This window comes from Nocardia takedensis NBRC 100417 (assembly GCF_000308695.1).
Lineage (GTDB): Bacteria > Actinomycetota > Actinomycetes > Mycobacteriales > Mycobacteriaceae > Nocardia > Nocardia takedensis.
This window is the reverse complement of sequence record NZ_BAGG01000124.1, coordinates 73158-87214: the sequence shown is the minus strand read 5'-3', so window position 1 is coordinate 87214 and position 14057 is coordinate 73158. Positions and strand designations below refer to the sequence as shown.

At 69.6% G+C, this 14057-nt stretch carries 13 protein-coding genes and 1 pseudogene; 9 read left to right on the top strand and 5 right to left on the bottom strand.

Annotated features, from left to right (window positions below; all coding sequences use genetic code 11):
• Positions 1-36: 36 nt before the first annotated feature.
• From ON30_RS37835 to lon, 3 genes and pseudogenes are all read left to right on the top strand, one after another.
• A pseudogene (locus ON30_RS37835) lies at positions 37-261 on the top strand (type II toxin-antitoxin system RelE/ParE family toxin); the annotation flags it as partial.
• Entirely contained in the window at positions 261-572 is a 312-nt protein-coding gene (locus tag ON30_RS27325; RefSeq protein ID WP_051030043.1) for a helix-turn-helix domain-containing protein, read from the top strand. The pseudogene ON30_RS37835 and the gene ON30_RS27325, both read left to right, overlap by 1 nt.
• Positions 573-1029: 457 nt before the next feature.
• Positions 1030-3339, top strand: a complete 2310-nt coding sequence (gene lon, locus ON30_RS27320; RefSeq protein WP_051030055.1) for an endopeptidase La — start codon at positions 1030-1032, stop codon at positions 3337-3339.
• A 42-nt stretch (positions 3340-3381) separates the two neighbouring features.
• On the opposite strand, the gene ON30_RS27315 is transcribed toward lon, so the two are convergent.
• Positions 3382-3756 (bottom strand): VOC family protein, encoded by a 375-nt coding sequence (locus tag ON30_RS27315; RefSeq protein ID WP_040711587.1) that lies wholly within the window; start codon positions 3754-3756, stop codon positions 3382-3384.
• Positions 3757-3814: 58 nt separating this feature from the next.
• Here ON30_RS27315 and ON30_RS27310 point away from each other — a divergent pair, with 58 nt between their 5' ends.
• Positions 3815-4201: a winged helix-turn-helix transcriptional regulator gene (locus ON30_RS27310; protein WP_063719952.1), complete on the top strand. Its 387-nt coding sequence runs from the start codon at positions 3815-3817 to the stop codon at positions 4199-4201.
• Here the strand turns inward: ON30_RS27310 and ON30_RS27305 are convergent.
• Genes ON30_RS27305 through ON30_RS36425 form a run of 3 tightly spaced genes read right to left on the bottom strand, consistent with a single transcriptional unit; the run spans position 4198 to position 5869 of the window.
• A complete protein-coding gene (locus ON30_RS27305) occupies positions 4198-4629 on the bottom strand; it encodes a PaaI family thioesterase (protein WP_040711585.1) in 432 nt (143 codons plus the stop codon). The genes ON30_RS27310 and ON30_RS27305 overlap by 4 nt on opposite strands.
• Positions 4626-5246 carry a TetR/AcrR family transcriptional regulator gene (locus ON30_RS27300; protein ID WP_083911703.1) on the bottom strand — a complete coding sequence of 207 codons (621 nt, stop codon included), beginning with the start codon at positions 5244-5246 and terminating at the stop codon, positions 4626-4628. Before ON30_RS27300 ends, ON30_RS27305 begins: the two co-directional genes overlap by 4 nt.
• 38 nt (positions 5247-5284) lie before the next feature.
• Positions 5285-5869 (bottom strand): DUF1707 SHOCT-like domain-containing protein, encoded by a 585-nt coding sequence (locus ON30_RS36425; protein ID WP_051030042.1) that lies wholly within the window; start codon positions 5867-5869, stop codon positions 5285-5287.
• A 114-nt stretch (positions 5870-5983) separates the two neighbouring features.
• On the opposite strand from ON30_RS36425, the gene ON30_RS27290 reads away from it, so the two are divergent.
• From ON30_RS27290 to ON30_RS27275, 4 genes are all read left to right on the top strand, one after another.
• Positions 5984-7081 carry a DNA polymerase IV gene (locus ON30_RS27290; protein WP_040711583.1) on the top strand — a complete coding sequence of 366 codons (1098 nt, stop codon included), beginning with the start codon at positions 5984-5986 and terminating at the stop codon, positions 7079-7081.
• Positions 7082-7168: 87 nt separating this feature from the next.
• A complete protein-coding gene (locus ON30_RS27285; RefSeq protein ID WP_051030041.1) occupies positions 7169-8164 on the top strand; it encodes an acrylyl-CoA reductase family protein in 996 nt (331 codons plus the stop codon).
• A gap of 84 nt (positions 8165-8248) precedes the next feature.
• On the top strand, positions 8249-8788 hold the full coding sequence (locus tag ON30_RS36420) for a type II toxin-antitoxin system Phd/YefM family antitoxin (protein WP_051030040.1): 540 nt from the start codon (positions 8249-8251) through the stop codon (positions 8786-8788).
• A 3-nt stretch (positions 8789-8791) separates the two neighbouring features.
• Positions 8792-9061: a Txe/YoeB family addiction module toxin gene (locus tag ON30_RS27275; protein ID WP_040711579.1), complete on the top strand. Its 270-nt coding sequence runs from the start codon at positions 8792-8794 to the stop codon at positions 9059-9061.
• On the opposite strand, the gene ON30_RS27270 is transcribed toward ON30_RS27275, so the two are convergent.
• Positions 9049-10947: an ABC transporter ATP-binding protein gene (locus tag ON30_RS27270; protein WP_040711577.1), complete on the bottom strand. Its 1899-nt coding sequence runs from the start codon at positions 10945-10947 to the stop codon at positions 9049-9051. The two genes, ON30_RS27275 and ON30_RS27270, sit on opposite strands and share 13 nt — an antisense overlap.
• Positions 10948-11097: 150 nt before the next feature.
• On the opposite strand from ON30_RS27270, the gene ON30_RS27265 reads away from it, so the two are divergent.
• A complete protein-coding gene (locus tag ON30_RS27265) occupies positions 11098-13854 on the top strand; it encodes an FAD-binding and (Fe-S)-binding domain-containing protein (protein WP_040711707.1) in 2757 nt (918 codons plus the stop codon).
• Positions 13855-14057: the final 203 nt, after the last annotated feature.

The window sequence follows — 14057 nt, the reverse complement described above, 5'->3', positions numbered from 1 at the left end:
TTCACACACCTCCGCCAACACCCCGAAACCCCACCGAGACCTCGCGCCTTCGTCGACATCCTGAAGGCCTCACGGCACAGCAACATGAAAGAACTCCGCGTCCCCGGGTCGAACGCGAGGGTCATCTTCGCCTTCGATCCCAGGCGGAAGGCGATCTTTCTCATCGCCGGAGACAAGACCGGTCAGTGGAAGAAGTGGTATCGGGATAACATCCCGGAGGCCGACCGAGTCTACGACGAGCATCTACGAGGGTTGGACTGATGGAGTTCTACACCAGTGACCAGACCCGGCATCCGCGTGGCGGTTACGACCAGTCTCGCGTCGAGGCGGTGCGCCAGACCATGCGCGCCGTCGAGAGGGCCTACCGACTGGCCGAACTCCGCGAACAGTCGCAGTTGAATCAGACTGAACTCGGCGAGCGGATCGGTATCGGTCAGCGGACCGTATCCAAGATCGAACACGGCGACGTCGAGCACTCCAAACTCGAGACGATCCGCAAATACATCGAAGGTCTCGGCGGCAAACTAGAGGTCGTCGCTCGCTTCGGTGACGAATCGTTCACCATCGCCTGATAAATCACCCCGCTGCCTAGTCGACAGCGTTCCGGGAAACCGGCGATATGACCGTCCGAGAGACGGTCACGACGGCGTCGGCGCCCGGAATCTCCGGCGCGGGCTCCGAGTCATCGAATCGCAGTCCTCCGAGGAATTCTTCGGCCTCGTCGGCGTTCTCCGGGTATCGATGCTGATCAGTCATGGTGTGTCTACCTGCATTCCCCATCGCGCCGCAGCCTCCAGCGCCCATTCGGGTATGTCGTATACCACTTGCGCATCTTACATTTGTCTTACAGGGCGTGGCCAATTTTTCGGATGTCTCCTTCGCTGTGAGCGAAGTCGGGGGGTGGGGGGAACAAAGGGGGTGGGGTGGGGGTTGAGTGGGTGTTGCTCAACTTTTGGAAGGGTCGAACACGTGAGTACAGCTCAGAATCTGCCGGTGCTGTTCCTGACCGATCCGATCGTGCTGCCGGGCATGGTCGTGCCCATCGAACTGGACGAATCCGCACAGGCCGCCATCGACGCCGCGCGGGCCGCGGGAACCGAAGCGGTTCTGCTCGCGCCCCGGTTGTCGGAGGGGTATGCGAGTTATGGCGTCGTCGCCACCATCGAACAGGTCGGTCGAATGCGCGGCGGCGCGCCCGCGGCCGTGTTGAAGGCGGAACGGCGGGCACGGATCGGGCACGGGGTCACCGGGCCGGGTGCGGCGCTGTGGGTGGAGGCCGAACCGGTCGACGCCCCGGAGGCCGACGGCCGGACCAGGGAACTCGCCGCCGAGTACAAGAAACTGGTCGTGTCGGTGCTGCAACGGCGGGAAGCCTGGCAGGTCATCGACGCGGTCAATCAGCTGACGGATCCGTCGGCGATCGCCGACACCGCGGGCTACGCCTCCTACCTGACCCCCGAGCAGAAGCGGGAACTGCTGGAGACGCCGGATACGACGCGCCGGTTGACCACGCTGATCGAGTGGACCAAGGCGCACATCGCCGAGGCGGAGGTCACCGAGAAGATCAGCGACGACGTGCGCGAGGGGTTGGAGCGCGGTCAGCGCGAGTTCCTGCTGCGCCAGCAGCTCAACGCGATCCGCAAGGAGTTGGGTGAGGACGAGCCCGACGGCGCCGACGACTACCGCGCCCGCGTGGAGAACGCCGACCTGCCCGAGGACATCCGCGCGGCGGCGTTGCGCGAGGTGGGCCGGTTGGAGCGGGCCAGCGATCAGAGCCCGGAGACGGGCTGGATCCGCACGTGGCTGGACACCGTCCTGGAATTGCCGTGGACGGTGCGCACCACCGACAGCACCGACGTGTCGGCCGCGCGGTCGGTGTTGGACGCCGATCACCACGGTCTGGACGAGGTGAAGGACCGCATGGTCGAGTACCTGGCGGTGCGGGCGCGGCGCGCGCGGCGCGGACTCGAGGTCGTGGGTGGCCGCGGTTCGGGCGCGGTGCTGGTGCTGGTCGGTCCGCCCGGTGTCGGCAAGACCTCGCTGGGTGAGTCGGTGGCGCGGGCGCTCGGGCGCAAGTTCGTGCGGGTCGCGTTGGGCGGCGTGCGTGACGAGGCGGAGATCCGCGGTCACCGCCGGACCTACGTGGGTGCGCTGCCGGGTCGGATCGTGCGGGCGATGAAGGAGGCCGGGTCGATGAACCCGGTGGTCCTGCTCGACGAGATCGACAAGGTCGGTTCCGATTTCCGCGGTGATCCGGCGGCGGCGCTGCTCGAGGTGTTGGATCCCGCGCAGAACCACACGTTCCGCGACCACTACCTGGACCTGGATCTGGACCTGTCGGATGTGTTGTTCATCGCGACGGCGAACGTCATGGAGACCATCCCCGGTCCGCTGTTGGACCGGATGGAGTTGATCACCGTCGACGGCTACACCGAGGCGGACAAGGTCGCGATCGCCCGTGACTTCCTGGTGCCGCGGCAGTTGGAGCGCAACGCGCTGACCGCCGAGGAGGTGTCGATCACCGAGGAGGCGCTGCGCGAGGTCGCCGCGAACTACACCCGGGAGGCGGGTGTGCGGCAGATGGAACGGTTGATCGCGAAGGCGCTGCGCAAGGCGGCGACGAAACTGTCCGCGACCGACCTCGGTCACGAGGGCGATCTCGGCTACGAACCGTCGTTGACGATCGGTCTGGGTGATCTCACCGAATACCTGGGCAGACCGCGTTTCACCCCCGATTCGGTGGAGCGGACCTCGGTGCCCGGCGTGGCGACCGGTCTGGCGGTCACCGGCGCGGGCGGCGACGTCCTCTACATCGAGGCCAACGCCGCGGAGGGCAAGCGGTCCTTGACGTTGACCGGGCAGTTGGGTGACGTCATGAAGGAGTCGGCGCAGATCGCGTTGACCTACGTGCGGTCGCATCTGGAGGAGATCGGCATCGAACCGTCGGTGCTGGACCGTGACATCCACATCCACTTCCCGGCGGGCGCGGTGCCCAAGGACGGACCGTCGGCGGGCGTCACGATGGTGACGGCGCTGGTGTCGTTGGCGCTGGACCGGCAGGTGCGCGCCGATGTCGGCATGACCGGTGAGGTCACGCTGAACGGTCGGGTGCTGCCGATCGGCGGGGTCAAGCAGAAGTTGTTGGCCGCGCAGCGCGCCGGGTTGAAGACGGTGTTCATCCCGGCCCGCAACGAGCCGGATCTGGACGAGGTGCCCGCCGAGGTGTTGGCGGCGCTGGATGTGCGTCCGGTGGCCGATGTGGCCGAGATCCTGGCCTACGCCATCGAACCGGTGGCGGAGGCGTCGATGGATCGTCGGACGTTGGCGGCGTCGGCGTGATCGTCCGGGCCGGGCACGGGTTTCCGTGCCCGGCCCGTTTCGTCAGCCGAGGACGCGTGTCCGCACCTCCGGCGACCATTCGACGTATTCGATCACCGCGTCGTCCGGATGGCGCAGGTAGACGACGCGGCCGGTGGCGCTGGTCAGCGGCTCGCCGACGACGGTCGCTCCCTCAGCGGTGAGCCCGTCGACGAGTCCGTCCAGGTCGTCCACGATGACCGGACCGACCGTCCCGCGGTACCTGTCGACGTCCTCGGGCGGGCAGGCGATGAGCAGGAAGTCCCCGACCGCCGCCAGTTCGGCGCGTTCGAAGCCGAAACGCAGGTCAGCCGGCGCGTCGACCAGGCGCTCGTAGGTGGGCAGCGCGGCGGCGAGGTCGGTGACGAACAGTCGGGCGTAGGTCTTCAGGATCGTCATGGCGGCGACGCTACGGTGGAGTGACCGACCTCGGCAGTACGCACAAGAAGGTGAGCGGGTGGACGTGACCGATGCGCGGGCGGCGCTGCGCGAACGGCACGCCCGGGAGATCGCGGTGCGGGTCTTCGCGGTGGTGTCGTCCAAGTGGGGGCTGCGCCTGTTGGAGGAGATCGCCGCGGGCACCGGCCGTTTCCGCGCTCTGCACCGCGCGCTCGCGCCGATCAGCCACCGCATCCTCACCCACACGCTGCGGGATCTGGAACGGCACGGGTTGATCGCGCGGCACGATCACCGGACCGCGAATCCGCGGGTCGACTACACGGTGACCGAGGCCGGTGCGCACCTGCTCACCACGGTGCACGGCATGTGCGACTGGTCGCGCGGCTATCTGGACACCCTGCTCGACGCGCCCGCGCACCGGGCGGCGGACGAGGGCCGAGGCTAGGACGCGTGCGCGTGCACCGCGATGCGCGCCGTCCCTTGCGCGACCGCGCACAGCACCGGGTCACCGTCGCCGTTGTCGGCGTAGATCTCGCAATTGACCACGGCCTGACTGCGCGTCCACCCGGTGACCACCGCTTCGGCGACCAACCGTTCTCCGGCGGCGGGCCGCAGGTAGGTGACGGTGAATCCGCCGGTCAGCACGGTGGGGCCGAGGATGGTGCCCGCGGCGAAGGTGAGCGCGTTGTCGGCGGCGTAGGACAGCACGCCGCCGTGCACGAACCCGAACTGCTGGCCGAGTTCGTCGCGGATCGGGATGACCAGCGTGGCGCGGCCGTTGCCGAACGCGGTGATCTCGGTGCCGACCAGGTTCGCGAAAGGTTGGGCGGCCAGGACTTGGCGGGCGGATTCGATGTCGAGCGCGGTGGTCATCGGACGCCTCCGGTCAAGCTGGCCTTGCGGGGACGGGTGCTGTCGACGCGCGCGGCGGGGCCCTCGGACGCGCGCAGGGTGAGCCAGGCGGCGTCGGCGAGTTCACGGGCGATCGCGGTGGGAGCGGTACGCATGTCACCGGCGAGCCACTGCCTGCTGAATTCCTGCGCGGGGCCCAGCCACAGCGCGTAGACGAGGTCGAAGGGCAGGTCGCGGACCGCGCCGTAGGCGGCGTGGGTGCGCCACCAGTTCCAGACGTCGGTGATGAATTCGCGGTTGCTGTCGCTCTCGCGTACGCCCGGCGGCCGGGCGGACAGCAGGATCGTGGCGCGATGCTGGTTCTCCCCGACCCAGCGCAGGTGTTCGCGCACCCCGGCGGTGATCCCTTCGCGCGCGTCGGTGCTCTGGCCGACCATCACCCAGAAGTGCGCCTGGTAGTCGGCCAGCGCGTGGCACCACACCTGGCGGTAGAGGTCGGCTTTATCGGGAAAGTGATGGTAGAGCGCGCCGACGCTCGCGCCCGCCGCGTCCCGGATCTGGGTGAGGGTGGCGTCGAGGGCTCCCCGTTCGGCGAACTGCCGCTCCGCGGCCAGCAGCAACCGATCTCGAATCTTCACAACCAGAATATTATTCTGTTCTGCGCGGGACGCAAGGGCTAGCGGGACTTGCGCGAAAGCCACCCGAACAGCGAACGCCGCCGCGGCGGGTCCGGATACCGCGCCGTCACCACGCCCGAACCGACCTGACCGCGCACCCGCAGCGAAGGCATCCCCGTCAACCTCGGTTCCACCACGCGACTGCGCACCGAGCCGCTGCTGATCTCCACCCGGTCCAGGTCGACGTGCCAACCGCGCGGCACGATCAGCGTGAGATCGCCCGAACCCACGGACACCGCCACCTCCACTTCCCGGTGCGGGCACAGCGCCCGGGTGAAGTCGAACACGACACTGCCCGAGGCGCATTCCGCCGTGATCCGCGCGGGCACCACCCACTCGCCCGTCTGCGTCCGCGTGCCGTCCTCGACGCGGACGCGCAGCGGTTCGATACGCGCCGCCGTCACCGCCAGGTCGCCGGTCGCGGCGATCAACTCCCCCGACGTGCGCGCCGCGTACACCGACACCAACCGCCGGTCGAGTTCGACCAGATCCAGCTCGCCGTGCGCGACGGCCGCGCGCAGGTGTCGCGCCGCGAGGTCGCGATCGGCGTCGCCGATGCGCGGGTTCCCGGGAGATTCGATCATCGTCACAGTCCTCAACTCCTCCGCGTGGCACTCGGGGTCGTCTGTCACCGTCCATCCTTACGATGGTCGCGACCGTTCGCGCAGCACGACACGTGGTTGCGGAGGTGGCTTTCGATGTCGACCGATGACCAGACCGGCTCACCGGCCCGGTGGCTGCTGCATGTCGACCTCGACCAGTTCCAGGCCGCGGTCGAATTCCGGCGTCATCCGGAGTTGCGCGGCCTGCCGGTGATCGTCGGCGGCAACGGTGATCCCGCCGAACCCCGCAAGGTCGTGACCTGCGCGTCCTATCCGGCGCGGGCGTTCGGGGTGCGGGCGGGAATGGCGTTGCGTTCGGCCCTGCGTCGCTGTCCGGAAGGGGTGTTCCTGCCGCTGGACATGGCCGCCTACGAGGAAGCCTCCGAGGAGGTGATGGCGCTGTTGCGCACCTTCCCCGGCCGGGTCGAGGTGTGGGGCTGGGACGAGGCGTTCCTCGTCGCCGACACCGACGACCCCGAGCGGTTGGCCGCCCAGATCCGCGCCGCCGTCGCGGAACTGGAACTGACCTGCGCGATCGGCATCGGCGACAACAAACTCACCGCCAAACTCGCCACGGGTTTCGCCAAGACCGCGAGCAAGACCTCCGCCGCGCCCGCCGACGCCGACGCGGCCCGCGCGGGCATGTTCCGATTGACGGCGGCGAACTGGACGGAAGTGATGGCGCACCGGCCGACCAGCGCGCTGTGGGGTGTGGGCGGCCGGATCGCGGCGCGGATGGCCGGGCTCGGCATCGAAACCGTCGGTGATCTGATGGCGGCCGACCGGGCGGTCCTGGCGGCCGAATTCGGGCCGAACACCGGCCCTTACCTGTGGGTGCTCGGCCACGGCAAAGGCGATACCGAGGTCACCACCGAACCGCGCACGCCGGTGGGGCGCAGCCGATCGGAGACCTTCCCGCGCGATCTCACCGAACGCGCCGACATCGACGCCCAGGTGGCGCGGCTGGCCCGCGAGGTCGCGGAAGAGATGGCGGCCGCCGGTCGGATCAGCGTGCGGGTCGCGGTCACGGTGCGCACCAACACCTTCTACACCCGCAGCAAACAGCGGAAACTGCCGGAACCGACCGCCGACGTCGCGACGATCGTGGAGACGGCGCTGAGCGTGGTCGACCGGTTCGAGCTGGACCGTCCGGTGCGACTGCTCGGTGTGCGACTCGAACTCGCTCCCGAATGAGACCCGGGCGCGACCGGACGGTGCGACCGTTGTGCGTCCGCACGAGGATCGCCGTCCTCCCGCCCCGGCGCTCGTATGCTCGACCCCATGGATTTCTGGGCGATGGTGGCACACGAATCGGACAGCGGGATCGTTCTGACCAAGCAGCGGGTCTCCGAGGATTTCCTCGGCCCCGGCACGGTGACGATCAAAGTGCACTACTCGAGCGCGAACTACAAGGACGCGCTGGCCATCACTCCCGGGGGCGGGGTGGTCCGCGGCTATCCGATCGTGCCCGGCATCGATCTCACCGGCGAGGTCGTCACCTCCGAGGACGACGATTTCGCGCCCGGTGACCTGGTCGTCGCGCACGGCTACGACATCGGCGTCGCCCACCACGGCGGGTTCGCCGAATACGCGCGCGTGCCCGCCGACTGGGTCGTCAAGCTGGACGGGTTGAGCACCAGGGACGCCGCGATCATCGGCACCGCCGGGTTCACCGCCGCGCTGAGCGTGCAAGCCCTGCTGGACCGGGAACTCACGCCCGAGACCGGGCCGATCCTGGTCACCGGCGCGACCGGCGGCGTCGGCGGCGTCGCGATCGACATCCTGTCCGGGCTCGGCTTCGAGGTCATCGCCTCCACCGGCAAATCCGACGCGGCCGACCGGCTCGCCGAGATCGGCGCGAACGAAGTGATCGGCCGACTCCCCGAGGACCCGGACGCCAAACCGCGGCCACTGTCCAAGGCCCGCTGGGCGGGCGCGGTGGACAGTGTCGGCGGCGCCTCGCTCGCGCACATCCTGAGCGCGATCAGCTACGGCGGCACCGTCGCCGCGAGCGGCCTGACCGGCGGTCCCGGCCTGCCCACCACCGTGCTCCCGTTCATCCTGCGCGGCGTCTCCCTGATCGGCATCGACTCCGTCGCCCTGCCCATCGACAAGCGCCGCGCCCTGTGGACACGCCTCGCCCACGAACTGCGCCCCACCCACCTCACCGCCTTGGAGAACCTCGCCCCCGTCACCGAAGCCGAACACGTCCTGCGCTCCCTGCACTCCGGCTCCCACTCCGGCCGCACCGTCTTCGGCGTAGCCGGCGAATTCTGACCGCGGATTCGCGCGCGGAAGTCGTACGACATCTCGTACGGGTGACCTGTACGATATGTCGTACGACAACCCGAGGAGCGCGCCGTGACGTCTCTGCCGATCTCGAACGTCCGCCAAGACCTGTTCGGGCTGGTGAGAAGGGTCAACGAGGACCACGATCCGGTGACGGTGGTGACGAAGTCCGGCGAGAACGCCGTGCTGGTGGCCGAATCCGACTGGAACTCGCTGATGGAGACGATGTACGTCCTCCAGACGCACGGCGGAGCCGCGCTGCTCGCCTCGGCGGAGGACGCGCGGGAGGGGCGCACCGAGGCGCACACCCTGCTCGACCCGGACGAGGACGTGGCTCCGGGCGAAGTGCCGGTCGCGACTTCGACCGACCGGAGGCGCAGCGACTCGATCGTGGCGGAGGCCGCCGACCATCTGCGTGCGCTGATCGCCGCCGACACCGACAGCTCGGGGTGGCAGGTGCACACCGTCGCCCCGCCTGCCGGGGCGTCGGGCGAGTCCGACACCGCCGCCCTGGTGCTGTCCAAACGTGCCGGTCGTCCCGATGTGCGCTGGCTCGAAGGTGTTTTCGTGCACTGGGAACCGGACGCACCCGCCGACCACGCCGGGCGCTGACCCGTGCCCGATCGGAAGTTGACGTTCACCGCGCGCGGGTGGCGGAGCTACTCGGAGTGGCTCGCCCGTGACCGCACGGTGCTCAAGGCCGTGAACAAACTCATCGAAGCGGCCGTTGCCGACCCCTTCGCCGGGGTCGGCAAACCCGAACCGCTGCGTCACCAACTCGCCGGTCACTGGTCGCGCCGGATCTCCCAGGAGCATCGGCTGATCTACTACGTCATCGACACCGAGTTGGTGATCGTGCAGGTGGGCGGTCACTACGACGGATGAACCGTCCCGGCGACCGCGGGTTGCGGGGTGTCAGCGAATTGGGTGCGGTAGAGCTCGGCGTAGCGGCCGTCGGCGGCGAGGAGTTCGGGGTGGGTGCCGCGTTCGACGATGTGGCCGTGCTCCATGACCAGGATCTGGTCGGCGGCGCGGATGGTGGACAGGCGGTGGGCGATCACCAGGGCGGTGCGGCCTTCGAGGGCTTCGGTGAGGGCTTCCTGGACGGCCGCCTCCGAGGTGGAGTCCAGGGAAGCCGTCGCCTCGTCCAGGATGACCACCCTCGGCTGTTCGAGCAGCAGGCGCGCGATCGTCAGCCGTTGACGTTCACCGCCGGAGAGCCGGTAGCCGCGTTCGCCGACGACCGTCTCCAGACCGTCGGGCAGCGCCGCCACCAGATCGCCGAGGCGGGCGCGGCGCAGCGCCGCCCACAGGTCGTCCTCGGTGGCTTCGGGGCGGGCGAGCAGCAGGTTGGCGCGGATGGTGTCGTGGAACAGGTGACCGTCCTGGGTGACCAGGCCGACGGTGGCGCGCAGCGAATCGGTGCGCAGGTGCCGCACGTCGGTCCCGTTGAGCAGGATCGCGCCGGAGTCGACGTCGTAGAGTCGTGAGACCAGTTGGGCCACGGTCGATTTGCCCGCGCCGGAGGAGCCGACGAGCGCGATGAGCTGCCCCGGTTCGGCGCGCAGCGACACGCGGTGCAGGACTTCCTCGCCGCCGCGGGTGTCGAGCGTGGCGACCTCCTCGAGCGAGGCCAGCGACACCTTGTCGGCGGCGGGATAGCCGAAGCTCACCTGTTCCAGTTCGACCGAGACCGGCCCGGCGGGCACGTCGACGGCGTCGGGCACCTCGCGGATCAGCGGTGTCAGGTCGAGCACCTCGAAGACCCGCTCGAAGCTGACCAGCGCGGACATGATCTCCATGCGCGCCGAGGCCAGCGCGGTGAGCGGGGCGTAGAGCCTGGTCAGCAGCAGTGACAGGGCCACGACCGCGCCCGCGTCGAGTTGGCCGCGCAGCGCGTACCAGCCGCCGAGACCGTAGACCAGGGCGACGGCGAGCGCGGAGACCAGGGTGAGCGCGGTGACGAACCAGGTCTGCAACATGGCGGTGCGCACGCCGATGTCGCGGACCCGCCGCGCCCGCACCGCGAATTCCTCGGATTCGACGGCGGGCCTGCCGAACAGTTTGACCAGGGTGGCGCCGGGCGCGGAGAAACGCTCGGTCATCTGGGTGCTCATCGAGGCGTTCAGTTCGGCGGCCTCGCGCTGGATGTCGGCGAGGCGGCGGCCCATCCGGCGGGCGGGAATCACGAAGGCGGGCAGCAGGAGCAGGGCCAGCAGGGTGATCTGCCAGGAGATGGTCATCATCACCACGACGGTGAGCACGAGGGTGACGAGGTTGGCGACGACACCGGACAAGGTGTCGCTGAAGGCTCGTTGCGCGCCGATGACGTCGTTGTTCAACCTGCTGACGAGCGCGCCGGTGCGGGTGCGCGAGAAGAAGGCGATCGGCATCTTCTGCACGTGGTCGAACACGGCGGTGCGCAGGTCGAGGATGAGCCCTTCGCCGATGCGGGCCGACATCCACCGGATGACCAGGCCGAATCCGGCGTCGAGTACGGCGAGGGCGGCGATGAGCACGGCCAGCGTGACCACCAGCGAAGGCGCCGATCCGCCGACGATGGCGTCGACGACCCGTCCCGCCAGCACCGGGGTGGCCACGGCCAGCAGCGCGGAGATCACGCTGAACCCGAGGAACGCGGCGATCCGGCGCCGGTGCGGGCGCGCGAAGCCGAGGATGCGCCGCGCGGTGGCGGCGCTGAAGGGCCGCCGCTCGCGCGGCGCGTTGGCCTGGCGGTACATCTGATTCCAGGCGACTGATTCGATACTCACGTCCGGTCCTTCCGCTCCCCCGCGATCCAACCCCAGGCCACCGACAGTAAGACCTCAACATAAGTTGAGGGCAAGTCCTTCCGCCGTCCGCTCTCGGCGAAATCGGCCCGGCCCGACCAGCGCGTTTAGGCTGGCACCGTGAACGAGGACATGGTGCGGGCCTTGCGCGACCGCGTCGACGGCGAGGTGGACGCCTCGGCCCGCAGGCGTGCCGAATACTCCTCGGACGCGTCGAACTACCGCGTTCCGCCCGCGGCGGTGGTCTTCCCGCGCGCGGACCAGGACGTCGCCGCGACGCTGTCCTTCGCCCGGGAGAACGGGTTGAGCGTCACCGCGCGCGGCGCGGGCACCTCCGTCGCGGGCAACGCGATCGGCCCGGGCGTCGTCCTGGATTTCAGCAGGTACATGAACCGAGTCCGCGCGGTCGATCCCGAACGTCGTGTCGCCCGGGTGCAGCCGGGGGTGGTGCTGTCCTCGCTGCAAGGCATCCTGCGCCCGCACGGCCTGCGTTTCGGGCCGGACCCGTCCACCCAGGATCGCTGCACGATGGGCGGCATGATCGGCAACAACGCCTGCGGGCCGCACGCCGTCGCGTGGGGGCGGACCTCCGACAACACCGTCGCGCTGCGGGTACTGGACGGTCGTGGCGAATCACGCACGCTCGCGGACGATCTCACCGTCGTTCCCGGACTCGCCGAGTTCACGGCGGCGAATCTCGCCGTGCTGCGCACCGATCCGGGCCGCTTCGACCGACAGGCCAGCGGCTACGGACTGGAACACCTGCTGCCCGAACGCGGTTCCTCGGCCGCGCGGGCCTTCGTGGGCACCGAGGGAACGTGCGGGTTGCTCCTGGAAGCCACCGTCGACCTGGTCGACCTGCCGGGCGCGACGGTACTCACCGTGCTGGGCTATCCGTCGATGGCCGACGCCGCCGACGACGTCGCGGCGGTGATGGCCTGCGCCCCGACCGCCGTCGAGGGAATCGACGCGGGTCTGGTGGACACCGTGCGCGCGCGGCGTGGCAGGGTGCCCGAGTTGCCGCGCGGCGGCGGATGGCTGTTCGTGGAGACCGCGGGCGCGACCGAGGCCGAAGCCCTCTCGGTGGCAAGGGCGTTGAGCCGGGCGGCGGGCGCGTTGGATCACCGCATCGTCACCGATCCCGCCGCCACGGCCGCGCTGTGGCGGATCCGCGCCGACGGCGCGGGACTCGCGGGACGCACCGCCGACGGCCGTCCGGCCTGGCCCGGGTGGGAGGACGCCGCGGTGCCGCCGGAGAACCTCGGCGACTACCTGCGCGATTTCGCCGACCTGACCGCCGAGCACGGCGTTCAGGGGCTGCTCTACGGCCATATCGGCGACGGCTGCATCCACGTCCGACTGGATTTGCCGCTCGCGGACGCGCCGAACCGGTTCCGTGCCTTCCTGTTCGACGCGGCGGAGCTGGTGGTGCGGCACGGGGGTTCGCTGTCCGGCGAGCACGGCGACGGACGCGCCCGCTCCGAACTGCTCTCGGTGATGTATTCCCCCGCCGCCTTGGCGGTCTTCGCGGGTTTCAAGGCGCTGTTCGATCCCGATGACGTCCTGAATCCGGGCGTGCTGGTCCGGCCGCGTCCGGTCGACGCCGATCTCCGGGTGGCGGGGCTACCGCGAATTCCGCTGCTGGGCTATGCCTTTCCCGAGGACGACGGCGACCTCGGCACCGCGGTGCATCGCTGCGTCGGCGTCGGGAAGTGCCGGGCGGCAGGTGGTTTCATGTGCCCGTCGTATCTGGCGACCGCCGACGAGAAGGACAGCACCCGCGGCCGCGCCCGAGTCCTGCAGGAAGTGGTGCGCGGTGACCTGGACTGGTCGGCCCCCGCCGTCGAGGAATCCCTGGATCTGTGCCTGTCGTGCAAGGCGTGCCGCTCGGACTGTCCGGCGGGCGTGGACATGGCCACCTACAAATCCGAGGCCCTGTACCGCCGCTACCGGCGTCGTCCGCGTCCCGTGGACCACTACACCCTCGGGTGGTTGCCGCGCTGGTTGGCGGCGGCCACCCGGATGCCGCGCCTGGTGAACGCGGTGGCGCGCAGGCCGCGGTTGCGTGGATTCGGTCTGCGGGCGGCGGGTCTGGACGCGCGCCGCCCGATCCCGGTGTTGGCCGACCGGAGTTTCCGCCGGTGGTGGCGCGGGCGCGAGGCGCGGTCGGGCGGGCGCGAGGTGGTGCTGTGGATCGACACCTTCACCGACGCCTTCGATCCCGGGATCGGCGTCGCGGCGGTGGAACTGCTGGAATCGCTGGGCTATCGGGTGGTGGTGCCGAAGCGGCGGGTGTGCTGCGGGCTGACCTGGATCAGCACCGGCCAACTCGACGGCGCGCGCGCCCGGTTGCGGGCGACGGTGGATGCTTTGTCCGACCACGTCGCCGCGGGAGCGCCGGTGATCGGACTGGAACCGTCCTGCACGGCGGCGTTGCGCGCCGATCTGCCGGAACTGCTGCCGGACGATCCGCGGGCGGCGGCCACGGCGGCGGCGGTGCGCACGCTCGCGGAGTTTCTGGTCGCGGAACCGGAGTGGTCTCCCCCGGCGCGTCCCGGGGTGTCGGTCCTGGTGCAACCGCACTGCCATCAGCACGCCGTTCTGGGCGTGAGAGCCGATCGCCAGTTGTTAACCACAATGGGTGTCACAGTGCGGGAAATCACCGGCTGTTGCGGATTGGCCGGTAACTTCGGAATGCAGCGCGGCCACTACGACATTTCGGTCGCGGTCGCGGAGAACGGCTTGCTGCCCGCGCTGCGGGATGCCGATTCGGATGCCGTGCTGCTCGCGGACGGCTTTTCCTGCCGTACCCAGGCCGAGCAGTTGGGCGGTCGGCGCGGTCGCCATCTGGTCGAATTCCTCACCGCTGACAATGATTCGACGCGGTGACCGGAGGCGTTCGCGCACCCGCGGTCGGGGTCGCGGGTGCGCGTTCGCGGATCAGCTACCGAACGGGAGGGTGCCGGGAGGAATCTGGTAACCCGAGCTGCCCGCGGAAACCCCACCCCAGGCGTTCAGTAACCAGTTGAGCAGATTGGTGATCATGCGGTTCCTCCGTCGTGGCGATTGCCAATAGTTCGCTGATTCAACAG

Excerpts from the sequence above, each read along its gene's own strand:
- ON30_RS27305 (WP_040711585.1), bottom strand. The coding sequence starts at position 4,629 with ATGACCACCGCGCTCGACATCGAATCCGCCCGCCAAGTCCTGGCCGCC.
- ON30_RS27290 (WP_040711583.1), top strand. The coding sequence starts at position 5,984 with ATGTCGACCGATGACCAGACCGGCTCACCGGCCCGGTGGCTGCTGCAT.
- lon (WP_051030055.1), top strand. The coding sequence starts at position 1,030 with ATGGTCGTGCCCATCGAACTGGACGAATCCGCACAGGCCGCCATCGAC.
- ON30_RS27315 (WP_040711587.1), bottom strand. The coding sequence starts at position 3,756 with ATGACGATCCTGAAGACCTACGCCCGACTGTTCGTCACCGACCTCGCC.
- ON30_RS27325 (WP_051030043.1), top strand. The coding sequence starts at position 261 with ATGGAGTTCTACACCAGTGACCAGACCCGGCATCCGCGTGGCGGTTAC.
- ON30_RS27265 (WP_040711707.1), top strand. The coding sequence starts at position 11,098 with ATGGTGCGGGCCTTGCGCGACCGCGTCGACGGCGAGGTGGACGCCTCG.
- ON30_RS27285 (WP_051030041.1), top strand. The coding sequence starts at position 7,169 with ATGGATTTCTGGGCGATGGTGGCACACGAATCGGACAGCGGGATCGTT.
- ON30_RS36425 (WP_051030042.1), bottom strand. The coding sequence starts at position 5,869 with ATGATCGAATCTCCCGGGAACCCGCGCATCGGCGACGCCGATCGCGAC.